General features: G+C 69.3%; 13 protein-coding genes and 2 pseudogenes. 5 read left to right on the top strand and 10 right to left on the bottom strand.

Annotated elements, in window-relative coordinates; genetic code table 11:
• Positions 1–7: 7 nt before the first annotated feature.
• From ACFZBU_RS39950 to ACFZBU_RS39935, 4 genes are all read right to left on the bottom strand, one after another.
• Positions 8–748 (bottom strand): SDR family NAD(P)-dependent oxidoreductase, encoded by a 741-nt coding sequence (locus tag ACFZBU_RS39950; protein ID WP_391588690.1) that lies wholly within the window; start codon positions 746–748, stop codon positions 8–10.
• Positions 745–1,266 carry an aromatic-ring-hydroxylating dioxygenase subunit beta gene (locus ACFZBU_RS39945; RefSeq protein ID WP_391588689.1) on the bottom strand — a complete coding sequence of 174 codons (522 nt, stop codon included), beginning with the start codon at positions 1,264–1,266 and terminating at the stop codon, positions 745–747. The genes ACFZBU_RS39950 and ACFZBU_RS39945 overlap by 4 nt, the downstream gene beginning before the upstream one ends.
• Complete coding sequence (locus ACFZBU_RS39940; RefSeq protein ID WP_391588688.1) at positions 1,259–1,591, bottom strand: hypothetical protein; 333 nt, start codon at positions 1,589–1,591, stop codon at positions 1,259–1,261. The genes ACFZBU_RS39945 and ACFZBU_RS39940 overlap by 8 nt, the downstream gene beginning before the upstream one ends.
• 295 nt (positions 1,592–1,886) lie before the next feature.
• Positions 1,887–2,393: a hypothetical protein gene (locus ACFZBU_RS39935; protein WP_391588687.1), complete on the bottom strand. Its 507-nt coding sequence runs from the start codon at positions 2,391–2,393 to the stop codon at positions 1,887–1,889.
• A 287-nt stretch (positions 2,394–2,680) separates the two neighbouring features.
• On the opposite strand from ACFZBU_RS39935, the gene istA reads away from it, so the two are divergent.
• Both istA and istB read left to right on the top strand, forming a co-directional pair.
• Entirely contained in the window at positions 2,681–4,102 is a 1,422-nt protein-coding gene (istA, locus tag ACFZBU_RS39930) for an IS21 family transposase (RefSeq protein WP_391588686.1), read from the top strand.
• A complete protein-coding gene (istB, locus tag ACFZBU_RS39925) occupies positions 4,099–4,869 on the top strand; it encodes an IS21-like element helper ATPase IstB (protein WP_391588685.1) in 771 nt (256 codons plus the stop codon). Before istA ends, istB begins: the two co-directional genes overlap by 4 nt.
• A 16-nt stretch (positions 4,870–4,885) precedes the next feature.
• On the opposite strand, the gene ACFZBU_RS39920 is transcribed toward istB, so the two are convergent.
• Together ACFZBU_RS39920 and ACFZBU_RS39915 are read right to left on the bottom strand one after the other, a co-directional pair.
• On the bottom strand, positions 4,886–5,239 hold the full coding sequence (locus ACFZBU_RS39920) for a hypothetical protein (protein ID WP_391588684.1): 354 nt from the start codon (positions 5,237–5,239) through the stop codon (positions 4,886–4,888).
• 141 nt (positions 5,240–5,380) lie between these two features.
• Positions 5,381–5,794 carry a hypothetical protein gene (locus ACFZBU_RS39915; RefSeq protein ID WP_391588683.1) on the bottom strand — a complete coding sequence of 138 codons (414 nt, stop codon included), beginning with the start codon at positions 5,792–5,794 and terminating at the stop codon, positions 5,381–5,383.
• 351 nt (positions 5,795–6,145) lie between these two features.
• Here ACFZBU_RS39915 and ACFZBU_RS39910 point away from each other — a divergent pair.
• Positions 6,146–7,592: pseudogene (locus ACFZBU_RS39910) on the top strand (NF041680 family putative transposase).
• A gap of 627 nt (positions 7,593–8,219) precedes the next feature.
• On the opposite strand, the gene ACFZBU_RS39905 reads toward ACFZBU_RS39910, so the two are convergent.
• Both ACFZBU_RS39905 and ACFZBU_RS39900 read right to left on the bottom strand, forming a co-directional pair.
• Complete coding sequence (locus tag ACFZBU_RS39905; RefSeq protein ID WP_391588682.1) at positions 8,220–8,537, bottom strand: hypothetical protein; 318 nt, start codon at positions 8,535–8,537, stop codon at positions 8,220–8,222.
• 465 nt (positions 8,538–9,002) lie between these two features.
• Positions 9,003–13,877 carry an FG-GAP-like repeat-containing protein gene (locus tag ACFZBU_RS39900; protein WP_391588681.1) on the bottom strand — a complete coding sequence of 1,625 codons (4,875 nt, stop codon included), beginning with the start codon at positions 13,875–13,877 and terminating at the stop codon, positions 9,003–9,005.
• A 363-nt stretch (positions 13,878–14,240) separates the two neighbouring features.
• Here ACFZBU_RS39900 and ACFZBU_RS39895 point away from each other — a divergent pair, with 363 nt between their 5' ends.
• Positions 14,241–21,239, top strand: a complete 6,999-nt coding sequence (locus ACFZBU_RS39895) for a DddA-like double-stranded DNA deaminase toxin (RefSeq protein ID WP_391588680.1) — start codon at positions 14,241–14,243, stop codon at positions 21,237–21,239.
• Between the two features lie 397 nt (positions 21,240–21,636).
• On the top strand, positions 21,637–22,533 hold the full coding sequence (locus ACFZBU_RS39890) for a hypothetical protein (protein ID WP_391588679.1): 897 nt from the start codon (positions 21,637–21,639) through the stop codon (positions 22,531–22,533).
• A gap of 331 nt (positions 22,534–22,864) precedes the next feature.
• On the opposite strand, the gene ACFZBU_RS39885 is transcribed toward ACFZBU_RS39890, so the two are convergent.
• Together ACFZBU_RS39885 and ACFZBU_RS39880 are read right to left on the bottom strand one after the other, a co-directional pair.
• A complete protein-coding gene (locus ACFZBU_RS39885) occupies positions 22,865–23,176 on the bottom strand; it encodes a hypothetical protein (protein WP_391588678.1) in 312 nt (103 codons plus the stop codon).
• 1,285 nt (positions 23,177–24,461) lie between these two features.
• Positions 24,462–24,793 (bottom strand): annotated as a pseudogene (locus tag ACFZBU_RS39880) (hypothetical protein); the annotation flags it as partial.

The following is a 24,793-nucleotide window of genomic DNA, read 5'->3' as shown; positions in this document are numbered from 1 at the left end:
GAGTTCGTCACCCTCCGCGACCGTGTGCAGCGCCGCCGAGCCGCCTCGCGACGCTGCTTCGCGTTTGACTGCGATGAGCAGTGCCGTGGGGTCGTCGGGTGGGCCGCACAGCGAGTATGTTCCTGGAGAAGGCCTCGAGATCGTCCACGCCGACGATCGACCGCACTGTGGAGCCATCCTGAGGCCCGGGCGACACGGCGTTGACGGTCACGCCGTGGGGTGCGAGTTCGCGGGCGAAGACCTTGGTCGCGGACAGGACGGCGCCCTTGGAGGAGGCGTAGTGTCCGCCGGTCGCCGTGCCGCCGTTCTGGCCGGCCAGCGACGCCATGTTGACGATCCGTCCGTGGCGTTGTTCGGCGAAGTGCGCGCCGAAGATCTGGCAGGCGACGAACCTTCCGGTGAAGTTGACCGCCATGACGGCGTCGAGTTCGTCGGGCGTGATCTCCAGCAGCGGCGTCGCCCGGGTTCGGGCGGCATTGTTGACCAGGACGTGCACCGCGCCGAAGTCGCGGACGACGTCGGTCTTGAGCCGTTCCAGGGCCGAGCGTTCGCCGACGTCGACGGTGTAGGCCCGGGCGGACCTACGGGCGCCGTCCAGGTTCCCGGCAAGCGTGGCCGCCGCGTCGCCGTCGAGATCCGCGATCGCGACGCGGTAGCCCTCGGTGTGCAGGTGCCGCACGATGAACTCACCCAGTCCGTGGGCACCGCCGGTGACCACGGCGATTCGGGGATTCGGGTCGGCGGTCACAGCAGGAATCCCGCGGCCGGGACGGCCTCTTCGCTGTCGACAAGCCGAACGACCTTGCGTGTGATCCGGTCGCCTCCGGGGCCTTCGGGAGACAATCGGATCCGATGCAGTACGTCGCCCGCCCAGATATCGTGGTTGCCGCGTTTGTAGGCAATCAGGATCTGTGCGGATCGCAGCACGACCTCCTCGTCGGACGCCGACTGCGGCACGAACCGGGACACGGTTCGCACGGTGCGCGCGGCGTCGACCGCGGCGATGGCGTAGCCCTCGGTCATCCGGCCCACGCGCATGCGCCGCATGCGCGCGTCGTCGTAGACCATGTTCAGCGTGTCGGCGAAGTCGTCGCCGCTCGGATCGACCGGAATCACGTAGAGGCCGTCGTCGGTGAACAGCTCGTTCCACGTTACGTAGTCCTTGTGGTCGAGCAACTCGGCCTCACGCCACACCAGTTCGACGGCCCGGGTCACGCGCGGGTCGGTCATGGGGATGGGGGCAGGCACGTCGGTGCGCTCAGGCATCGCTCATCATCTCCTTCCATTTGGCGTAGGCGGCGCGCATGCCCGTCTCGTCGGTGACGTGGGAGGTCGGTCGGCCGTCGGGCCCCGTGGTCTCCCGGGCCAGGCCGCGGTTGATCAGGATCGGCATCTCGGGGGCACCCCGGGCGCCGCGCTGGACACGGTCCCAGCCTTCGGCGTCGTCGGGGGTGCCGAAACCGAAGGGTCCTTGGACGTGCTCGTGGATGCGCAGTCGTTCCCGGTTGACCGCCTCGACCTCGGGCGGACCGTCGACACCGATGGCGATGTGCTCGATCCAGGTTTCGTCGACCGAGATCGGGCGCAGCACCCCTCGCCGTCGACGACGAACCGCAGCGCTTTCGCGCGACGGGCCGGATGATGTGCGGCCTCGTCCCGTTCCAGGAGGAAGCGCGTCGCGGGGTGGTTGCAGGTGATCACGCCCTCCAAGTCTTGCCGCCCCTCCTGGACCGTCCATGAGATGAACTCACCCATGTGTCCCGGGGCTTCGCGCTCGGCGGTCCGCGCGGTCCGCGCGGTCCGCTCGGCCAGGCGCCTCGCGACGATCCCGTTCCGCAGCCGCAGGGCTCGCGCGATCCGACCCGGCTCGATCCGTACCTCGACACTCACGACACCACCACCGCCTCCTCCGGGCATCCGCAGCCCGGCAGACCCACGGTCATCCGCTGCTCCAAGCCGGCACAGCCACCCTCCGGGCCGACGGTGCGCTGCGGGCCGAGGACGAACATCCGACCACGCCGGCGAGTGGCGTCCGTCGAGGGCAGACAGCACAGCAGCGCGTTGTACACCGTCACCATGTCCACGTGCAGCCGTCGCGCCGTGGTGGCCAGTTCTTCGCAGGTGGGCGGGCATCCCGACTCGTCGAACGAGGGCGCGCACCGCAGGACGGCGACGACGAGTTCGACCGCGGTGATGGGCGGCGGCACACACCCACGCATCCCCTGCACCACGCGCGTTTCCAGCGGGAAGTCGTCGCTGGACGAGGCGTAGATCCTCGCGACCGACACGGACAACTGGCCGACATCGGGCTCACCGGTACATGGATTCGCAGCGCACACGCACCCGAGGACGCTCTCCGTCAGATCGTGAATCGCCAACGATGTCAGGGCCATGTCGTCGTCCTCGGGCGCTTGAGGTCCGGCGACTACACGCGGGACGGGCTGGCGAGCCGGTGCCGGCCGCGCGGACCAGGCGCCAGTCGGCCGAGGACAACACGGTCGGCGGCTCGTTCACCCAGACGTCCGCGGGACCCGCCGAGCAGCAGGTGTCGGCGTACGAATCAATGTGCTCAGCCACGTACGGATGAACGTGCTCAGTTGGGCGGCGTGTCGTAGTTGATGCGCGTTGGGGTGCGGGAACGCTGGGCCGGTCGGGTGAGGTTGCGGCGGAGGGCGGCGGAGTGGTCCTGGACTCGGAGCGGTGGTTGGAGCTTCGGCGTTTCCGCGCGCTGCGCGAATCGGGGATGAGCATCTCGGAGATCGCTCGTGAGACCGGGCTCAACCGGCGAACGGTGCGCAAGTATCTGTCGAGCGATGTTCCGCCGGGGCCGCCCCGAAAGGTTGTCGTCCCACCGTCGGGGGGTCGTCGGCGGGTGATCGGCGAGGTCGAGCCGATCGTCGATGTCTGGTTGCGGCGCGAGATCCTGCTCAAGGGTTCGGTGATCCACGAACGCCTCGTCAAGGAGTACGGGTTCACCGGCAACTACCAGCGCGTCAAGATCTATTTGCAGCGGGCCAGGCCGCGGATCGCCGCCGAGTTGGGCATCGCCCCCGACGAACTCGCGGGTCTGCATCGAAGGTTCGAGGTGGCGCCCGGGGTCCAGGCCCAGGTCGACTGGGGCGACGAGGGCGCCATCCTCGCCCACGTCGGGATCCCGAAGGTGTATTCCTTCCACATGGTCCTGTCGTATTCGCGGGATCCGTTCTGCTGTTTCACCACGAGCATGGATCTCGCGGCGTTCTGGGGCAGCCACGTGCGGGCGTTCGAGCACTTCGGCGGTGTACCCAAGGCGATCGTCTACGACCGCACCAAGACCGTGGTTCGCCGTCACGTCGCCCCTGGACAGGCGGTTCCGTTGCATCCGGAGGCGGTCGCGTTCTCCGGGCACTACGACTTCGACATCGACGTCCTCGCCGCCTACCGGCCCGGCAAGGGCAGGGTCGAGCGGCAGGTCACCATCGTGCGCGACCACGTCCTCGCCGGTCGCGGCTTCGCCTCCCTCGCCGAACTCGACGCGGCGTTCGCGGCCTGGGTGCCGATGCGCCGAGCGCGCACGCACCGCACCCACGGCGAGGTCATCGGCATCCGGGCCGAACGCGACCACGCGGCAATGCGACCGCTCCCGAAAAGGCTCTACCAGGTCTCCGATCGGCACCTGCGACACGTCGGCAAGGACTGCCTGGTCGCGTTCGACGCTTGCCTCTACTCGGTGCCCGCCCGCAGGGTCCGCGCCCGCCAGCTGGTCGAAGTCCGCGCCACCCGCGACACCGTCGAGTTGCACCTGCCCGTCGCCGGAACCGACGGCGCCACCCTCCTTGCCTCCCACCCGCGGGCCGGTCGACGCGGTTCACGCGTCGTGGATCCCCGGCACTGGGACGGCCTGCCCGACGGACACACCCGCTCCGTCACAACCGGCGAACCCGGCCCACAACCGGATGCCGCCCGGCCGGCCGAGGCCGCTCCGGGCACGCTCGCCGCCCTGCTGAACCGGGCCGCCGCAGCCCAAGTCGTCGTCGGCCGCCGCCCGTTGTCGGTCTACGACCAAGCTGCCGGCACCCGCCCGTTCAACCCCGCACCCATCGACGACAAGGACACCGCGTGAGCGAGTTGGTCACCACCCGGATCCGCGCCACCGCGACCAAGTTGGGACTGCCCCACCTGGCGCAAGGACTGGACGGATACCTCTCGCGCGCGGACGCCGCGAAGATGGGCTACCTCGACCTCCTGGACTTGGTCCTCGAGGAGGAACTGGCCGTTCGCGAGGACCGCCGCTTCCGCGGCGCGTTGCGGCTGTCGAAACTGCCCCACCACAAGACGCTCGACCAGTACGACTTCTCGTTCCAACCCGATCTCGACCCGCGCAAGATCCGCGACATGGCGGCGCTGCCCTTCGTCGAGTCGAAGGCGAACGTCGCCCTGCTGGGGCCGCCCGGGGTCGGCACGACCCACATCGCGGTCTCGCTCGCGGTCGCGGCCTGCCGGGCCGGTTGCAGCGTCTACTTCACCACGCTCGACGACATGGTCCGCCAGCTCAAAGCCGCCGACGGGATCGGCCGCCTGGACACGAAACTGCGAACCTATCTGCGACCCAACGTCCTCGTGGTGGACGAGGTCGGCTACCTGCCCCTGGACCGTGACGAGGCCAACCTCGTCTTCCAGCTGGTCTGGAAGAGGTACGAAAAGGGTTCCATTTTGCTGACCTCGAACAAGAGCCTCGGCGAGTGGGGACAGGTGTTCGGCGACGAAGTCCTCGCCACCGCCATTCTCGACCGTCTCCTGCACCACTGCGACGTCGTCGCCATCAACGGCCCAAGCTACCGCCTCAAGAACCGGCTCACCGCCATCGAAGGCCAAGCCGGCGTCGCCTGAACAGGCCGTCGGTCCCTCAGAGATCGACCCATGCATGTTGTTCCGAATAGTTGTGCCGGCCTCGGAAGAACCAGTCGGCCAGATCGCCGATGCGTTCGACGCACGCCTGGTAATACGCGTCCGGGCTCGGGCGGGGGAAATCCGGATGCGATGTCCACGACGGCACCCACGTCGCGACCTCATGGAAACCCTCGACGAGCCAACGATCGAGTCTCTCGCTCGACTGGTACCGCTCACACGCGGCCCGCATCGCCCGCTCCAGACGAGTGAAAGCGGCCCGATCCCACTCCAGATCACCACGAAGCCGAAGAAGGAAGCTCCCCTCGTCGGCCCGGAACTCCTGCCTCAGAACCTCGACGAACTCATGCACGCGCAGATCGTCGCAGCCTCTCGGCGAACCTGGCGCAGCGACCCGTAGCTGAGCACGTTCAGCCGTACTTCATTGGGCACTCTGCCAAGTACGCCAACACCACCAGCAGCGAAGCACTCATCCGGTGGTCGATGAGCATGCTCATGACCCGTCGCTTGGCCCGCCGCGCGGCGGCCGCGGCCCGTCCGCGGGCCGCGGCGTGAACACCCCCGGCACCTCCTCGGCCGGCCACCCCCGCGTCACCAGCCGTTTCGCCTTCGACCGCACCCCCTCCAACTTCGCCGGAACCGGCTCCAGACCCAGCTCACGCGCCAGATCCCTCGCCTGCAGCCCGACCCCACCACCCTCGTCCACCAACGCGACGATCCGCCGGTAGTCCGGCGCGAGTACCGCCACCGCCGTCTCCGCGCGCCGGTGCGGCACCACCGAACCGGACCTCGCCTGCTTCACGACGATCGGCACCGGCTCGACGTCCACGGACTGCTCGACCGGCACCCGCGCATCCAGAGCCTCGGCCGGTTCCTCAACGGCGACCACCCTGCGCTCCAGCAGCACTTCGGCGTCCCGCAACAAGGCCAGACCCGATCGACCTCCGCGCGCAACTCCTCCACCCGCACCCGGGCAGCCGTCTCGCGCTCCTCCAGCAACCCCATCACCGACGGCACCGGCAACCCCCACGAACGAAACGACGCGACACGTCATCCCTCCCGCACGGCACCAGACTTCATGCCTGACCAGCGGAAACGCAGGAACTACTTTCGATAAGACAACGGCTTCTGAGCTTGGCGTTTAACGTCGTAGGTCACTCGACCGGCTGAGATACCCGGGAACCGGCGGCACGTGACGCGGCCGTTCTTCACGCTTCGAGATGTCGAGTAACGAAGCACGAGAGAACGGCCGCTGCTTATGAGTCTCCCCGCCGACGCGCCCGCAGGCGAGGCATTGAACGTGTTGTCCCGCTTTCGGGTCGACTTCTACGACTGCCTGTACCGCCGTGTCGATGCGCTCTTCGAGCTCACCGACGCGATCTTGTGCGCGGACGGGCCGGTGAAGACCCTGGTCGAGCTCTGCCTGGCGGTCGAGTACCGGCGGGGGCACGGGGCCCTGTATGCCGCGTTGGACCGGGGCTGGGTGGAGCCGACGCGATTGCGCCGGACGCTGGCCGAGCTGCCGCTGCCGAGGGCGGCCGACGGGCGAATCGTGCTGGCTGTGGACGTCAGCAACTGGCTCCGCCCGGACGCCCCCACCAGTGACGACCGGCTGTTCTGCCACGTCTACGGGCGCGGCGACCGCAAGACGGACCAGTTCGTACCGGGCTGGCCGTATTCCTTCGTCGCCGCCCTGGAGACCGGCCGGACCTCCTGGGTCGCTTTGCTGGATGCCGTGCGCCTCGGGCCGGCGGACGACGCGACCGCCGTCACCGCCGCCCAACTACGAGGCGTCGTCGAGCGGTTGATCCAGGCCCGGCAGTGGCAGGCCGGTGATCCGGAGATCTGGATCGTCATGGACTCCGGCTACGACGTCGCCTACCTCTCCCACGCCCTGGCGGACCTGCCCGCCGTCCTGGTCGGACGCCTGCGCTCGGACCGTGTCATGCTCCGCGACCCCGGCCCCGCCCGCTCCGGGCCCAAGGGCGGACGGCCGCGTCGGCACGGCGGCGTCCTGACCTTCGCCAAGCCGGACAACTGGCACGAACCCGAGGTCACCACGGTCACGGACACCACCCACTACGGCAAGGCCGAGGCCCAAGCCTGGGACCGCATGCACCCCCGGCTGACCCACCGCGGTCCCTGGCTGGACCACGCGGACGAGGAACTCCCCATTCTTCACGGCACGTTGATCCGTTTGAAGGTCGAGCGCCTCCCGGGCGACCGCGACCCGAAACCGGTCTGGCTGTGGTGCTCGGCCATCGCCGCCACACCGGCGGACGTAGACCGCTGGTGGCAGTCCTTCCTCCGCAGATTCGACCTCGAGCACACCTTCAGGCTCATGAAACAAGACCCTCGGCTGGACCGCTCCGAAGATCCGTCACGCGGACACCGCCGACCTGTGGACCTGGCTCGTCATCGCCGCCCACACCCAGCTCCGCCTGGCCCGACCGCTCACCGAGGACCTCCGCCGCCCCTGGGAACGACCGACCGAGCCCCGCCGACTCACCCCCGCCCGGGTGCGGCGGGGGTTTCGCAACGTCCGCGCGACCACGGCCCGCCCGGCGGCCGCACCGAAACCGTCCCGGCCAGGGCCGGGACGGCCCGCCGGCTCGAAGAACAGACACCGGGCCAGGCGCCACAACGTCGGCAAGACGGCCAAACGCGCCGAGTCAATCAAGGAACACCAAGCTCGACCACGTTAAACGCCAAGCTGAGCGGCCGTGCTGTCCGCGAGCAGACCGGCGACCTGCGGCGCGACCGCGTCCAGATGGGGTTTGAGGGTGTAGCCGCTTGGTACGCCGCCGCGAAAGCGGGCCGGTCCGCACATCGGCCAGTGCCACGGTCAGCGCCTGCTTGTAGCCGTACAGGGTGCGGCGTTGCTCGGCGCGGACCGCGCCGAACACTTCGAGGACCGGCCGGTCCAGGTAGGGTAGAGCCCCGAAAACTCCGGCGTGCCGGGCCGCCTGCGCGCTTGCGCGGTGTCCCATCGCCGCCCACGTCATCGCGGCGTGCGTGTAGTGCTGTTGCCGCCGCGCGTGCATGGGGCCGGCCTCCGAGTCCACGGCGTCCGCCAGCAGTTCCCGCGCCTGCAACGAGACCCAGCGTGGCACGGCTGGTCCCGGTTCCCATCCCCACGCGGTGCCCGTCGCCGTGGTGAACAGGCGGGCGCGCCACCGGCGCAGATGTCCGGATACGAGCTGCGGTCCTCCACGAGGCGGCGCAGCGCCACCGGCAGTCGGACCCGTCCAGCGCCGCATAGCCGCGCAGGTGCGCGAACGCTCGCCGCCGGTCCCGGCGGGCCAAATCCACCAGGTGGCCGAACGGCGGGGTCAGTCTCCGCCATGGCCGGCCACCAGCGTGTCCCTGCGGTCGGCGGCGCGCCGATACAGGAACTGCCGGGAGTCGGGGGCCAGCAACGCGAGCCCGGGCTCGTCGCCGGGCACCGGGCGGCCCATGCCGTCGAACGCGCCGGGCATCTGGGTGTCCTGGTCGATCCACACGTGCGGGACGCCGCCGAGACGGTCCAGGACCGCGCGGGCATGGCGCGTGTCCTCGCCGCCGCGGCCCGACTCCCACGTCAGCGTCGCTGCCAGCCGTCCCAGGTGGTGGCCGAGCACCACCAGCGCACGGGAGTCCACACCGCTCACGGCTTTCGGCCTGTCCGCTTCGTCCCCGGTGAACCGGACGGATGCCGCCGACAGCGTGCTCGTCGACGCGCTGGGAACCGGGCGGGAACGGCTGTGATCGTGGTGTGTGCCGGGGCCGGGGGACGGCGGGGCGGTCGATTGCGCGGGGGTTCCGTTCGCGTCTGGATGCGGGGGCGTTCGATGGTGTGGGGTGGGAGCCCTGTTCGGGTCGCTTTCATTCGTGCCTGTCCGGCGCCTTGCACCCGGCAAGCTCTCGTCGGTCGATGCGATGCCCGTGCTGTTGCTGCGTTGCTGTTGTCGGCCCGGTCGCGTGGTCTTCTCGTCCGGGTGGCGCTTTTCGAGTTCTTTCTGCCTTTGTGGTCGGGTCGTGTGGCGCGGCCCCGCACTCCGTTGGGGGTGCGGGGCCGCGGTGGTGTGGCCGTTGTGGTGACCGGTTGTGGTGGTCGGGTGTGGTGGGTCGGGGGGTTAGGGGAGTGCGGGGGGTGTGTCGCGGGCTGCGAGTTGGTTGCCGGTTTTGAGGATGTGGCCTTGGGGGTCGTGGGGGCGGGTCCAGATGCTGCCGTTGGGCCAGACGACGCCGAGGTCGGTTTTGCCGTCGGCGGTGAAGTCGGCGGTGAAGACTTGGCGTGCGTCGTGGAAGTCGGTGCCGGTGAGTGAGGCGATGGCGCCGGTGGTGTCGGTGAAGTGTCCGCCGGCGTCGCCGGGGTGGACGTACATGGCACCGCCGGTGCGGATGACGCCGAGGTCGGGTTTGCCGTCGTCGGTGAAGTCGCCGGCGAACAGGTGGGTGGCGTCGGTGAACCCGAAGTAGCCGGGGACGGCGGCGATTTCGGCGGGGCCGAGTTTCCCGGTGCCGTCGCCGGGCTGGACGGTGATGTTGCCGCCCTGCCACAGCACGCCGATGTCGGTTTTGCCGTCGCCGGTGAAGTCGCCGGTGACGATCAGGCGGGCGTCCCAGAACTTGGCGTCGGGCCACATGGTGCGGTCGGGGGCGTTCGCGTCGAGCGCGAGGAACGCGTCGGCCGGGTTTTTGGTGCCGACGCCCCGGTACAGCATCATGACGCCGTCGTTGCCCAGCGCGACGAGGTCGGTTTTCCCGTCGCCGGTGAAGTCGCCGGCGGTGAGGGCGCGTACGTTCTTGAACCGCAGGTCGTGCCACATGCCGATCGGGGCCTGCAGTGCGGTGCCGTCGGGGGTGGCGGCGCGCAGCCACAGGGAGCCGTTGGCGTCGACGGAGATCACGTCGGGGCGGCCGTCGCCGGTGAAGTCGCCGGCGGTGGTGAGGCGGTTGTTGGCGAAGGCGACGTCGATGGTGGCGGCGTAGGTGCTGCCGTGGATGTAGCCGCCCTGGAAGGTGGAGCGTTTGCCGGCGGCGATGTCGAGTTCGTCGGTGGTGGGGAACCCGAGGTAGCCGTTCTCCCAGCCGAGTGCGGCCCAGCGGTCGCGGTTGTTGCCGTGGACGGCTTGGGCGCCGGTGGTGGCGGACCAGTAGATGGAGGCGTGGTTGGCGGTGGCTTGGGGGAGGCGGAAGTGGGTGTAGGCGCCGGGTTTGGTGGGGGTGTCGGTCTGGTCGGTGGAGGGGAGGCCGAGGAGGCCGCGGGCGCCGCCGAGGGATTCCCAGTGGTCGTAGATGTCGCCGTGGAGTTCGTGGACGCCGGGATTGCCGGCGGTGATGGCGCCCGCTCCCGTGGCGGGGGTGCCGGCGAAGCGGCTGATCGCGCCGAGTCTGGTGCCGGCGCCGTCGACGATGGGTGTCTCGTCGCCGACGGGGTAGCCGAGGGGGCCTTGGGTGCCGCCGCCGGTGAGCCATTTGTCGCGGACGCTGCCGCGGACGATCCAGGCGCCGGTGTAGCGGGAGTAGTTGATGGAGGCGGCGGCGGTGGCGTTGTGGCTGTCGGCTTCGAAGTCGGCCCACCAGCCGTCGCCGTCGGCGTCGCGGACGGTCCCGGTGACGGGGTAGCCCAGTTCGCCGGTCAGGCCCCCGGCGGCGAGGTATTTGGTGAGGACGGGCCCGCACAGGCTGACGGCGTTCGGTGTGGTGCGCTGGGTGGCGGAGGGGAAGGGTTGGCAGGTGGTGTCGGGGGTGGTGTGGTTGGCGAGGAGGATGCCGGGGGCGAATGCGGTGGCGCTGCCGGGTTTGTTGGCCAGGACGACGTAGATGGCGCCGTCGAGTGCCTGGGCCCACAGGTCGGCGCGGTCGTCGCCGTCGAGGTCTCCGTCGGCGCGCAGGGTGGGGTAGGCGGTGACGGTCAGGTCGGAGGCGATGCGCACGCGGGTGGTGTTGTCGGCCAACGCTGCCGGGTCGGTGACGCCGGCGACCACGCGTGAGGGGTACTGGTAGAGCGCGCCGTCGCGGCGGTCGCGGGCCCACAGGTCGGGGCGTTGGTCGCCGGTGACGTCGCCCGGGGCGAGGAGGTCGTAGTTCGTCCAGTCTCCGCTGCCCAGGAAGCGGGCGGTGATCTGGAACTGACCGGGGACGCGGTTGCCGGGCATCAGGTACAGGCGTGAGGTTCCGGCGGTCTTCTCGGCGGGGGTCTGTTCGACGACGAACAGGTCGAGGTAGCGGTCGCCGTCCACGTCGCCGGCCGCGACCATCTGGCGGACCGCGCCCCAGGTGTTCGGGTCGTAGCCGGGGCATGCCCGGTCGGTGGCGGCGGGGTTGTCGCAGTAGGGCGGCCGCGTGACCTCGCGGCGGTTCCTGGGGCCGTAGTACTGGTTGTCGTTGGCGGCCAGGCCCTTGGGATTGGCGGCGGGAATGCCCCTGGTCTCGCTGTTGCGGTAGGTGTACAGGTGGCCGTCGGCCAGTGCCCACAGGTCGTCGGCCTGTGCGCCGGCGCCGCCGCGGTGGGTGAACAGGGCGCCCTGCCAGGTCGGGGCGGCCGGGTTGTTGATCGGGCCGGTGGCCGCGCGGGAGGCTGTCCTGCCGCCGTCGGCGGGGTTGGAGCCCGCGTCGTACATGACCAGGTCGCCGTTGTCGGCGACGGTGAGCATGTCCACGCGGGTGTCGCCGGTGATGTCGCCCAGGCGGATGGTCGCGGCGGGGTTCATCGGCGCGTAGAAGTTGTAGGTGGCGTTCTGGCTCTGGTTTCCGGCGCGGTCGACCGCGCGTACGGTCAGGGTGTTGCCGGACCAGCCCGGCACGGGGAGGTCGACGATGTCCCAGGTCTTGTTCGTCTCGTTCCAGGTGGCCTGGTTGGCGGGGCCGACCGGCATGACGGCGTTGAGGACGTACTCGACGCGGGCGATGCCCGATCCGGTGTCGGCGGCGGTGACGGTGAAGGTGCCCTTGTCGCCGGCGGGCTTGTTGCTGCCGCTGGAGGGATAGTCGGTGCTGGCGATGCCGGTGACGTCGGGCGCGGTGCCGTCGACGGTGAAGACGCAGCTGTCGGACCAGGCGGACTCCATGCCGCCGTTGCCGTCGCCGCCCTTGACGCTCCACCGGTAGTCGTGCCCGGGCACGAGGACGCTGTTGGGGGCGTAGCCGTGGCCGGTGGCGCCGTTCTGCCCCCACGCGACCCAGCCGCTGTTCCACACCTCCTTCCCGCCGTCGCTCAGGTCGTTGAGGGCGAACCACAGGTCGCCGTCGTCGCCGTCGGGGTCGTTGCGGTCGGCCATCAGGTCGAGCCGGCCCACCTGGGGGTTGAGGCGGCCGATCCAGCCGCACTTGCCGGACCCGGCGTCGCCCGTGGGGGCGGGGTCGGTGCGCAGGTTGGTGGGCGGGTTGGGGCGGGTGTTGTAGACCACGGTCAGGAACGTGTCGTCGGCCTCGCGGGAGACGCGCTTGAAGCCGTTGTTGGCGTCGCTCCTGGTCTCGTTGCCGTAGAGGCCGAAGGTCACCGAGGTCCAGTGGGTGCGTGTGGAGATCCGGCCGGTGACGTCGAAGTCGAGGAGCTGATTCCCGCAGGCGTACGAACCGGCGGCCCACTGCGAGACCTCGGTGGGTTTGTTGATCCAGTCGGTCTGCGTGGTCAGGGTGTCGGAGACCTCCTTGAGGTGGACCGGCTGCGGGTTGGTGTTGCATTCCCCGATGGCGGAGTAGACCTGTTTGGCGTTGAAGGTGGCCGACTTGACGACCTTGCCGTCCAGGCCGATCGGTACCCGGAAGTAGCTGCGTTCCAGGCCGGTCTTGACCCGCCAGTGCTGGTAGCCGACGCCGGGCTGGTAGTCGGTGCGCCCCCAGCCGGGGGTGTCGTCGTAGGCGGACTGCACCCACCCCCACATCCCGGCGGTCTTCTTCACCGGCGTCCAACTGGGGTCGATGTAGACCGGGAACACGGTGTCCGCGCCCGAGAGCAGCGCGGCGTCGGCGCCCAGGGTCAGCGCGCCGCCGACCAGCTTCGTGTCCAGGTCCGCGGTCTCGGCGAACGCCCCGGGACGGTGCGCATCGGAGACGAGTTCGCCCTGCGGCACACCGGAGGCGTCCGACGTCGACGCCTCGGCTGCGGTGTTCGTGCCCGTGGCGGGGCCCGCGGCGGGGTTCGCGGCCTTGGGGACGGTGCGCGAGTCCCACATGCGCGGGGTCGGGGCGACGAACGCGGTCGAGCCGTCGCCGGCCTTGGCGACGAGCGTGCCGTCACCCTCCTCGGCGAGCGCGACGCCGCCGCCGGTGACGGTGAGCCGGAGTGTGGCCAGGGCGGGATTCCCGGCGGCCTGGGGGGACTTGACGATGAGCGTGTGGGAGAAGCCGCCCTTCTCGGTCGCGGTCACCTTCAGGTCCACGTCCGGGAACACCCCCGGGTACAACGCCCCCGCCCCGTCCAGGACGGGCCGGGGCAACACCGACGGCCAACCGATCGCCAGCGTGCGCCCCTCGCTGGTCATCGACGCCAGCACGTTGTCCCCGCCGCCGCCCAGGACCAGGTCCCCCGTGGTGGAGGCCGGCCGCACCTTCCCGTCCGCGGAGACCCTCAGCGTCGGGTCCAGGTCGACCCAGGTCCCGGTCTTGTTCGTTCGCGACGGCTCGACCGTGCGCCTGAGTGACAAGGTGCCGTCGGTCATCGCGGTGACGGTGTCCGTCTCGGTGGTCAGCGCGGGGACCGCGACGGGTGTGCCCGTGCTCTGCGCCAACGCGGCCGCGCTCTCCTCGACCTGCGCGGGCGGCCTGCTCGGCGGAGCGGGCTCCGTCGACGTGCCCGCGGCATTCGTCCCCGACGCCCCCGACGCCCCGGAGGCATCGGATGCGTTGGAGGCGGCGGGGGCCCGGGTGGTCCCGGAGGCGTCGGGGGTCGCGGCGCCGGCGGCGGGCGCGAGCACGCCGCACGTGAGGGCGAGACCGACCAGAGTGCACACGGTGGCCGGGATGCGGGGTCGTATTCGGGCGTGGCGGGGTGGAAGCCCCATCGCGGCTGCTCCTTGCAAGGCCGGGGAGCCCGGCGCGACTGCGCATAGGCGGAGGGAAAGTAGCGGGTCACGGCGAGTGATCACAACCAATAAGTTTCTGTGACCCGACTCACATGCCGCCCCATCGCGATCACGTGATCACCGTCCGTCATTCGTGCAGATAGGCCTTTCGGATGCAAGGGATGATCGCGACTTCTCGCGATCCCATGACCATCCACGACCCCTTTTCGTTGTAGTGATCCAAATCACTTCCGGCCCCGGAACCGTCATTGTCAACAAAACGCTTGGCCCATAGCCTGCGCCTCTCATTTGCTCTTTCGCCCGTTCTCGGGGGCGGGAACGGCGGGACGCAGGGTGGCTGGCATGAGCGTGGGGTCCTGGAGGACCGGCGGCAAAAACGAGCGCGGCCGGCGAGGCACAGCCCGGCGTCTGATCGTGGCCGGCACCGTCCTGGCGCTGTTCGCGTCCGTGGGCCCGGCCCAGGCACAGGGCCTGCTCGTCGACCCCAGACACAAACCGGCGTGGTCCCCCGGCCCCCTCGACCACATGCCCTCGGTCGGCGGCTCGGACGCACCGAAACCCAGGATCCAACCGCTGACCGGCGACGGACGCCCCACCTGGAAACCGGCCAAGGCGCAATGGCCCGCGCCGCTGGAGGCCGAGACCGCCCCCGCGCCCGAATCGGCCATCCCCTCCTCGGGATTGGCGGCCCTGCTCGCGGCCCCGGGCCAGGGCCGCGTCGGCGACAGCCCGATCCGCATCACCACCCCCGCCCCAGCCGACGCGCCCTCCCCGCTCAAACCCCGCACCGCGCTCACCCCCAACACCGCCCCGGCACCCGCCAAGGTCAAGGTCACCCTCGCCGACCGGGCGGCCACCGACCGCGCCGGCATCGACGGCGTCCTCCTGAGCGTCGGCCGCACCGACGGCCGCACCGACACCGGCCGGGTCACCGTCTCACTCGACTACTCCGCCTTCCGCGACGCCTTCGGCGCCGACTGGTCCGCCCGCCTGCGCCTGTTCGCGCTGCCCGAGTGCGCCCTGACCACCCCGGACCGCGCCGACTGCCGCACCCGCACCCCCATCGACAACTCCCGCAACGACCGCGCCACCCAACGCGTCAGCGCCGACGTCGACCTCCCCGCCGGCACCCCCCAGACCCGCACCGCGGCCACCCCGGGCGTGAGCGGCCGCATGGTGCTGGCCGCGACCGCCGCGGAAGCCGGCCCCTCCGGCGACTTCAAGGCGACCTCGCTGTCCGCCTCCGGCTCCTGGACCGCAGGAGGCAACTCCGGATCCCTGAACTGGGGCTACCCGATCCCGGTCCCGCCCGCGATCGGCGGCACCGCCCCCCAGATCAACCTCGCCTACAACTCCGGCGCCGTGGACGGCCGCACCACCTCCACCAACAACCAGGCTTCGTGGATCGGCGAGGGCTGGGACTACTCACCCGGCTACGTCGAACGCTCCTACCAGGCCTGCGCCAACGACGGCCAGGACAAGTCCGGCGAGAAGTGCTGGTCGAACCAGAACTCCCTCACCCTGTCCCTCAACGGCCGCTCCTCCACCCTCCTGCGCGACGACGTCGCCAACACCTGGCGCCTGCAGGACGACGACGGCTCCCGCATCGAACTCCTCACCGGCGCGAACAACGGCGACGACGACGGCGAACACTGGCGCCTGACCACCACCGACGGCGTCCAGTACCACTTCGGCGCCGGCCACAAGCCCGGCAGCGGCAACACCGGCCCCGCCACCAACGCCACCTGGACCGCGCCCGTCTACGGCAACAACACCGGCGAACCCTGCAACAAGCCCTCCGGGTTCGACGCCTCCTGGTGCCAACAGGCCTGGCGCTGGAACCTCGACCACGTCGTCGACGCCCGAGGCGGCCTGGTCACCTTCACCTACAACGAGGAGAAGAACAACTACACCCGCGGCGCCGTCCTCGTCGGCTCCGGCACCCTCACCCCCTACACCCGCGGCGGCACCCTCGCCAGGATCACCTACGGCTCCAAGACCACCGACACCACCGAACCCACCGCCCAGGTCCTCTTCGACACGGCGGAGCGCTGTCTGAAGAAGGACGGGTTCGACTGCGACCCGGCCAAGATGACCAAGGCCAACGCCGCCAAGTGGCCCGACGTGCCCGTCGACAAGGTCTGCGCCGTCACCGGTACGTGTGAGCAGTACGGCCAGACGTTCTTCTCCACCCGCCGCCTCACCAGGATCGTCACCCAGTCCCGGGTCGGCGCCGCTTTCCAGACGGTCGACGAATACGTCTTCGACCAGGACTACCCCGACCCCCAGGACGGCTCCACCGCCACCCTGTGGCTCAACTCGATCACCCACACCGCCTACGACGGCACCAAGAAGATCGACACACCCTCCGTCGACTTCGTCGGCAAGTTCAAGCCCAACCGCGTCGACGCCGGCGGCGACATGGCCCCGCCGATGAACCGACGCCGCATCACCGGCATCACCAACGAGACCGGCGGCCAGACCACCGTCGACTACAACGACCCCGAATGCACCCCCACCACACTGCCCACCCCGGACACCAACACCAAGGCCTGCTACCCCATCTGGTGGAGCTACGGCGACTCCGAACCCGTCCAGCACTGGTTCCACAAGTACACCGTCGCCCAGGTCACCCAACACGACCCCACCACCCACGGCGCCGTCGACACCTCCACCCGCTACGAATACCTCGGCGGCGCGGCCTGGCACCGCGACGACTCCGAACTCACCGAGGACAAAGAGGCGTCCAAGCCCAAGTCCAAGGACCGCCGCACCTGGAACGACTACCGCGGCTACGCCGAGGTGATCACCCGCAACGGCGCCGGCACGGACAAGGTGACCAAGTCCAAGTCGCTGTACCTGCGCGGCATGGACGCCGACGTCAAGAAGGACGGCACCAAGCGCGCGGTCACCGTCACCGACTCCGCCGGCACGGCGATCACCGACGCGAACGAACTCGCGGGGTTCGCCTACGAGACGCAGACCTTCGACGGCAACGATGTCGGCAACAAGGTCGTCGCCACCAGCTCGTCGCGGCCGTGGATGTCCGCGATCACCGCGACCCACAAACGCGTCCGCAACCTGCCGGATCTCACCGCCCGGATGACGCGCACGGACCGCACGCTCGACCGCAGCCTCCTGGCCGACGGCAACTGGCGCAAGACGAGCAAGGAAACCACGTACGACCCCACCTATGGGCTGCCCACCACGGTCGCGGACCTCGCCGACAACCTCGACACGTTCTGCACCACCACGACCTACGCGCACAACACCACCGCGTGGATCATCGGCAAACCCACCGAGGTCGTCGCCGTCGTCGGCGACTGCGCGACCGCCCCGACCCGGAGCACCGTCTACGCCCAGTCACGCACCTACTACGACGGCCTCGCCCTGGGCGAAGTCGGCGCGATCGGCGACGTGACGGCTACCCAGGCGGTCACCGACTACACGGCCGGCGCCCAGCACTGGCTCGTCACCGGCAAGTCGGAGTACGACGTCTACGGCCGCGTGGTCAAGGCCACCGACGCCGAGAACAACGTCACCACCACCGCGTACGAGCCCGCCAGCGGGGCGCTGCCGACCCGCACCAGGGTCACCAACGCCAAGGGCTGGACGGCCGTCCAGGAATTCGCCGGCCCGCGCAACCTCCCCGTGAAGGCCGTCGACGCCAACGGCCTCGTGGTCCAGCAGGAATACGACGCCCTCGGCCGCCTGATTGCGGTGTGGCAGCCCGGACACGCCAAGACCGCCGACGCGGACGTCCAATTCGCCTACCGGGTGAACAAGACCGCCCCCTCGGTGGTTACCACCAGGACACTGCGGATCAACGGCCAATACAGCATCGCCAACAGCATCCTGGGCGCCTTCCTGCAGCCTCGCCAGACCCAGACCAGCCCCGGCATCGAGGCCGGCGGACGCCTGATCTCGGACACGTTCTACGACAGTCTCGGCCGCCCCCTCAAGACCAACCAGCCGTACTACGAGTCCGGTGCGGAACCGAACGCCTCGGTGTTCGTCGCCACCGACACCCAGGTCCCCGCGCAGACGGCCTTCACCTACGACGGGCAGGGCCGCAAGACCGCTGAGGGGTTCTCCTCCAAGACGATCAAGCAATGGGAGACCCTCACCACCTACCAGGGCGCGGACAAGGTGACCGTCACGCCCCCTGCCGGCGGCAACAGGACCATGTCGACCAACGACGCCCGCGGCAAGCCGACCGAACTGCGCGAGTACCGCAACGACGACCCCACGGGCGCCGACTTCACCAAGATCACCTACACGTACACCCCGCGCGAGGAACTGAAGTCCGTCACCGACGCCGGCGGCAACACCTGGACGTACACGTATGACTTCCTCGGCCGCAAGATCCACACCGACGACCCCGACAAGGGCCCCTCGGACACCGCCTACGACAAGGTCGGCCGCGTCCTCACGACCACCGACGCCCGCGGCAAGCAACTGCACTACGAGTACGACCAACTCGGCCGCAAGACCGGCCTCTACAAGGGCAGCGAGGCCAAACCGGAGAACCTCCTCGCCGGATGGTTCTACGACACCCTGGCCAAGGGACAACAGGACAAGTCGATCCGCTACGTCGGCGGCGCCGCCGGCGCCCAGTACGTCAGCGAGATCACCGGATTCGACACCGACTCCTACCGCCCCACCGGCACCCGCACGACCATCCCGTCCATCGAGGGCAAACTCGCCGGCGTCTACCAGACCACGGGCACCTACGAGAAGCTCACCGGCCGGCCCTCCTCCCTCACCCTGCCCGCCCACGGCGGCCTGCCCGCGGAGGGCCTGGGCTACAGCTACCTGGCCACCGGCCAACTCGGCGGCCTGGCCGGGCAGGATGCCTACCTCTTCTGGGCCGACTACGACGAATTCGGCCGCAACACCAGGGCCTACCTGGGCTCCGAGTTCACCCTCGCCTCCTTCACCACCACCTACGACGACGCCACCGGCCGCCTCCTCGGCACCGAATGGGCCAAATCCACCGCCGACACCCCCGTCGACGCCACCTCCTACACCTACAAACCCAGCGGCGACGTCACCTCGATCAAGACCGTCCGCGACGGCACTTCGATCGACACCCAGTGCTTCACCTACGACGGCCACCGCCGCCTCAAGGAGGCCTGGACCGACACCGCCGGCACCAACACCCCAACCGTCCCACGCGTCGGCGGCATCGGCGGCTGCACCACCCAGACCCCGACCTCGTCCACGGTCGGCGGCCCGGACCCGTACTGGCAGTCCTTCGACTACGACGTCGTCGGCAACCGCACCAAACTCGTCGACCACGACCCCACCAACGACCCGACCAAGAACGTCACCACGGAGTACGGCTACCGCCCCGGCGCCCAGGCCGGCAACCGCACGCACCGCCTCGACACCGTCACCGTCAAGACCGGCACCCGCGAGGCCGTCACCACCGGCCTGACCTACAACCAGACCGGCAACACCGAGACCCGCCCCGGTGCCGACTCCAACCTCCAGACGCTCACCTGGAACGAAGAGGACAAGCTCACCAAGGTCGCCTCCGCGACCGGCACGAGCGAATACGTCTACGACGCCGACGGCAACCGCATCATCCGCCGCGAGGCCGGCAAGACGACCCTTTACCTCGGTAGCGACGAACTCACCACCAACACCGACGGGTCCGGCCCGGTCGTCGGCACGCGCTACTACCCGACTGCCGGCGGTGCCACCGTCGTCCGCAGCGGCAACGGCGCGCTGGTGTACATGGCGGCCGACCACCACGGCACCCCGAGCAGCACCCTCGACGCGGCCACCCTGAGCGCGACCCGCCGCCAGTCCAAACCCTTCGGCGAGGCCCGCGGCCCGCAGCCCACCCAGGCCAACGGCCAATGGCCCGACGACAAGGGCTTCCTCGGTAAGCCCATGGACGCCACCGGGTTGACCCACGTCGGCGCCCGCGAATACGACCCAAGCCTGGGCCGCTTCATCAGCGTCGACCCGATCATGGACCTGACCGACGCGGGCCAGATGCACGGCTACACCTACAGCAACAACAACCCGGCCACCAAAAGCGACCCCACCGGGCTCTCATCGGAGGTGATGGATGGGATAAAGGAGCACGATTTCAACTACGTTCCCTCTACGTCCCCTACTTCCTCGGGGGGCTCGGGCGGAAGTGGTAAGAGCGGCAGCAATCCTGTCACGACCGTTTCCCTTAAAACCGGAGGAAGAGGAAACGGAAAATGGAAGCAGTTTGATTCGCCCGAACAGGCCCCCGTCGCGTTGGCAGCCGGGGCTTATCTAGCGGCTGTGGCTGCGGTCGATGCGCTCGCCACCACGTGGGAGCGTTGCCGGAAAGAAAAATGGGCTATTTGCTCCCCGAATACCTGGTTCCGGGATTGGGATTGGGGGAAGTTGAACCCCTTCGGAGGTGGCGGTGGCGAATCCTGTCACAGTTTCCTCCCGGACACCGAAGTTCTGATGGGCGACGGCTCGACCAAGCCCATTCAGGAGATTGAGCCTGGCGAATCGGTGCTGTCTACCGATCCCCAGACAGGCCAAAGCAAACCTCGCATCGTGTTGGCCTCGATCACCACCGAGGACGATAAGGAATTCGCCGAAATTACGGTCCGGACGGACCAAGGCGACGCCTCGATTGTCGCCACCACCAACCACCCGTTCTGGGTTCCTGACCTGAGGCAATGGGTCGACGCCGGTGACCTCAAACCTGGCCAGTGGCTTCAAACCGCCTCAGGCACCTGGGTGCAGGTCTCCGCTGTACGGATCCACACGAAGCACCAACGCACCCACGACCTCACCGTGGACACCGACCACACGTATCACGTGCTGGCGGGAACGACACCGGTCCTTGTCCACAACTGCGACGACGAAGAGATCACCGACAAGACTCGTAAAGCATACGAAAATGTCGTCAATACCGAGCTTCCGTATTGGAATGAAGGAGACAAAACGCGCGGGGTGGTTTTTGACGGCTCCGGTAAGCGACTCACTGAGACACCCCTCATCAGTGGTATGACCGGTGATTTTGAGAATATAAGTCGCGAACTTGAGCGAAACGGTGCTCCGTGGCGGAGCGGAATGGCGGTTGACCAACATCCGGCGGGCTCTCATGTCGAGGCGCTGGTTGCATGGATGATGCGTCCCAATAAAAAGAGAGGGGGGCTGACACACCTGGATGTTGTTATAAATAATTGGCAAGGCCCTTGCAATAAATCCGCGCTGGGGTGTGTCACCGCAGTTCCATACCTTCTCCCGAAAGGCGCCTCCTTGACTGTGTGGTATCCGGACGGTAAAGGAGGAGTTAAACCACATACTTTCCATGGAATTGTGGAGAAAAAGTGATCCCGGAGGGCCGTGGTCGACGCTCTGATTCGGTTCGTGGGAATTCAAACATGCACGACTTCTTGTAAGGTGGGCGAAGTATTCCCTGGCTGGTATGTAGTGCAGGCTGGTTCTTTTCAACCGGAGCCGGGCTGACGTTCGCCCTGAATTGTCCCCGAGTCACCGGACCCTGCTACGTAAAGACCAACGTTGCCACTAGGGTTGGTGGCCTCGGTAGAGGCTGCCAAGCAGGTCCGTCGTTGGCGTAGCGTTCCCGGGTTTTCTCGGGCCAAGCCGTCCGGCCGATTGTGTCGAATGGACTTTCGAAGGGTGTGTGCCGGTGGAGGTCGAGGGTTTCGACGTTTCGCCCGAACTGTCTGAAGGGACGGATTGGGATGTCCGGGTGGTGGTGGCGGGGATGCCGTTCGAGGTCCGGAATGGCTTCCGCTACGAGCGGGTGCCCTTTGCCCGGTTTGCCCCCGAGTCCGATCTGCCGGTGGAGTTGGAGCGGATGCGCTCCGCCGATCCCGTCACGGCAAGGGAGGCGCGGAAGGCCGTGGGGGGTGAAATGTTCAGTCAGGGATGTCGTCTGGCGGCGGGGGCGTTGGTGGTGCCCTTCCTGCTGCGCATCGCGGCCGACCCGTCCACGCACGAGCGACTCGCGGTGCTCCAGTTGTGTGCGAGGGTGGCGCGCCGCGACTTCTGGGACGATGGAACCCGGGCCGGTCTGCTGCGGGTCGCGTACGCGGACGACGATGTGCGCTTCAGCACGGACGGCTCTGTGCAGAACTGGTCGATCCGGGCGGCGCGTGACGCGGTCGCTGCGGACGCGGACGTCGTGATCGGGTTGCTGGACGACCCGGACCCGTTGGTGCGGGAGATGGCCGGGTACGTCCTGGCCGCGGCCTCCGGCGGGGCCCGGGAGATCTCCCTCGCCCTGCATACGCGCCTCGGGGCCGAGGAGGAAGCCCGCGTGCGTGCGGGGTTGGTTCTGGCGATCGCGCAACTCGCCCACGAACACGACCCGCACGATGCCGTCGCCTGGGCTCACGCCCTGTGGTCCGATCCGACCGGCCCTGCGGAAGTGAGGGTGAGTGCCGCGTTGGGATGGCTGTGTCTGGTCGACGATCCCGTCCCCGACACCCTGCGCGCCGTGATCGAGGAGACCGTCACCCCCGAACTCCACCGGATGCTGTCCGCGACGCCCTGGATGAAGCAGGTCGAGGACACCGGCGTAGACGGGTTGTCCCACACCCTGTGGCAGATGCTCGACCCCGACACTTGGCCCGGCCCCGCCCCCGTACCCTGCTTCTGAGCTGTGGCGGGGCATTGCAGTGGTGGGGTGGGTTGGTGGCGGGTCTGGGGTTTCGTGTGTTGGTTGAGAATCCAGCGGGTGGGTTGATGGTTTCGGGTTGTGGTGGCGGGGGTTTCGCGGGGCGGGTCCGGTGGTGGTGGCCTGGGGTTTCGTAGTTTCGTGGGAACGATCCGGGTTTTCTCGGTGATGTATTGATGCGTCGTAAGGCACCTGCGGGTTCTTCTCGGGTGTCGGGGTGTCGGTGTGGGACGCCCGAGGTGGGTGTCCGAGGCCTGATCGGCTTCGTGGCCTGGTGTTTCGTGGGGTCGGTGATTGTCCCCGGGGCAGCGGGTCAGGCCGGGTTGTGGTGGTGGAGCCGCGCCCACAGGAGGTCGTCGGGCGGGACCACCAGACGGGGGAGTTCGAGGTGGCCGGCGATGTGTTCCAGGGCCCGTGTGTGCCGCCGTGCGTAACGCGCCTCGTGGGGTGTGTCCCGCGGAACACGGTGGGGGAGTGTGGTCAACGCGCGGGCGAGGGCGACGGTTTCGGGATAGGTCACGACGGTGCGGGCCAGGAGAACGGCCGAGACGCCGCCGTCGGTCGCGGTCAGGGCGGGGTTGCCCGCGGTGAGCCGGCCCAGCCGCCCCTGCCGGCGCCGCGCCATGTGGCGTCCGCGGTCGTTGCCGGCGAGTGGTGACCGCCGCCGCCCAGGCGTACGCGGCCATGCCGTCGTCGCCTCGTGCGAGGCGCCGGTGGGCCCGGTACGCGAGGTCGATCTCGGGGAGCCCATCCGTGTCGAGGGGGCCCGGCAGTCGGGGCTCGCTCGCCCAATACCGGTGGCGGGGGCACCACATGCGGTCCGCGGGCGGATACGTCCACGCCACATCGCCCGCCCCGCGGGTCCGGCGCCGTACACACAGCGGGCAGGCCCGGACGGGTTGTTCGTCGGTGTCCAGGACGCGTACCCGCGCGCTCGCCGTCCGCGTTCGCGCCGCGGCCTTGTCGTCGAGGCCGGTGGCCTCCGCCCGGCGGGGCGGGTCGCGGGGCGTGGTGATCAGACGTGGCAGGGCGTGTGCCAGGTGGTCGTGGGGGATCCGGGTGAACGCGGCCAGGCGGTGTAGCGCCGCGTGGTCGAGGTGGATCTCGACGCGCGGCGGTCCCGGTCCCGTCCGCCCTCCCGGGCCGTGGAGTTCGATGCCGATGCCGCCGGCAACCGGGGCACCTCCACGCGATAGGCGTCCGCGAGGCGGTTCAGGTACGAGGCGGTCGGAGTGGTAGGCGAGGCGTTCCTCCGGGCCCCGCGGTTCGGCGCCGGGCGGGGGAGGGACGCAAACGGGCGCGTCGACGAAGTCCCGCCAGCCCTCCCAGGTGGCCGGCGACCGCGGCCCCGCCCGATCACCCGCCTCCGGGGCAGGGCACGCGGCCCCGCTCGCATCACCGGACACACGCGCCGCCTTCGCCGTCCCCGCCACAGGTATCGGGGAACGGGCCGCGCCGGCCGGGGTGTTCACCACGACTCCGCCTCGGCCTGCGCGTCATACAGCCCGAACCCGACCCTGGGCGCGTCCGACGACGGCCCGACGTCCTCGCCCCGATCCTGCCCGTTCGCCTCTTCGCTCTCGCCCGCACTCTCGCCGCCGGGGTCGGTTGTGAGTGGTCGTTGGTGGTGGGTGTGGGTGGTGTGTGTGGGGTGGGGTTTCGCTGTTGTGTCGGAATGTTTTCGGGGGTGTAGGGCTGGCGGGGTGGGTTTCGGGGTGCGGGTGTGGGGTGTTCGGGTATGGCTCGGTGGTATGCCTGAGCTGGGGTTTTCGCACTTCTGTTGGGTTTCGCGGGTGTTGTGGGATGCGTTGAGATTTTGTGCAGTTCGGTTGGGGATGCCATAGGCGGCGGCAGGGTTTGGCGGCCCGTTTCGGGTGGCCCCGGGGGATCGGCCCGAGGGGCGGGGTCTTTCAGGGTCGGGTGTGGTGGCGGATCCAGGACCACAGGAGGTCGTCGGATCCGGGCGTGAGGTGTGTGAGTCCGAGTGTGTGGGCGGTGTGTTCGCGGAAAGCGCCCACGGCCGGGTGTCGGTCGGGTCGGGATGTCGCCGCCAGGCGCGTACGAGCGAGGGCGCGGGCGAGGACGACCGTTTCGGGATGGACGATCACGGGCCGGGCCGTCAGTGCCCACGAACTGCCGTCCGTGGCCGTGTGGTCTCGGTTGAAGGTGGCCAGGCGGTGTCGTCGTGCCCGCCACCGGCCGGTGGGATACAGCTCGTGGTCGTACCAGCGGGTGACGATCG

The sequence above is a fragment of the Embleya sp. NPDC008237 genome, from assembly GCF_042956465.1.
GTDB lineage: Bacteria > Actinomycetota > Actinomycetes > Streptomycetales > Streptomycetaceae > Embleya.
The sequence above is the reverse complement of the archived record's forward strand: the minus strand, read 5'-3'. Positions and strand labels throughout refer to the sequence as shown.

Excerpts from the sequence above, each read along its gene's own strand:
- ACFZBU_RS39945 (WP_391588689.1), bottom strand. The coding sequence starts at position 1,266 with ATGCCTGAGCGCACCGACGTGCCTGCCCCCATCCCCATGACCGACCCG.
- ACFZBU_RS39895 (WP_391588680.1), top strand. The coding sequence starts at position 14,241 with ATGAGCGTGGGGTCCTGGAGGACCGGCGGCAAAAACGAGCGCGGCCGG.
- ACFZBU_RS39935 (WP_391588687.1), bottom strand. The coding sequence starts at position 2,393 with ATGGCCCTGACATCGTTGGCGATTCACGATCTGACGGAGAGCGTCCTC.
- ACFZBU_RS39900 (WP_391588681.1), bottom strand. The coding sequence starts at position 13,877 with ATGGGGCTTCCACCCCGCCACGCCCGAATACGACCCCGCATCCCGGCC.
- ACFZBU_RS39885 (WP_391588678.1), bottom strand. The coding sequence starts at position 23,176 with ATGGCGCGGCGCCGGCAGGGGCGGCTGGGCCGGCTCACCGCGGGCAAC.
- ACFZBU_RS39890 (WP_391588679.1), top strand. The coding sequence starts at position 21,637 with ATGCCGTTCGAGGTCCGGAATGGCTTCCGCTACGAGCGGGTGCCCTTT.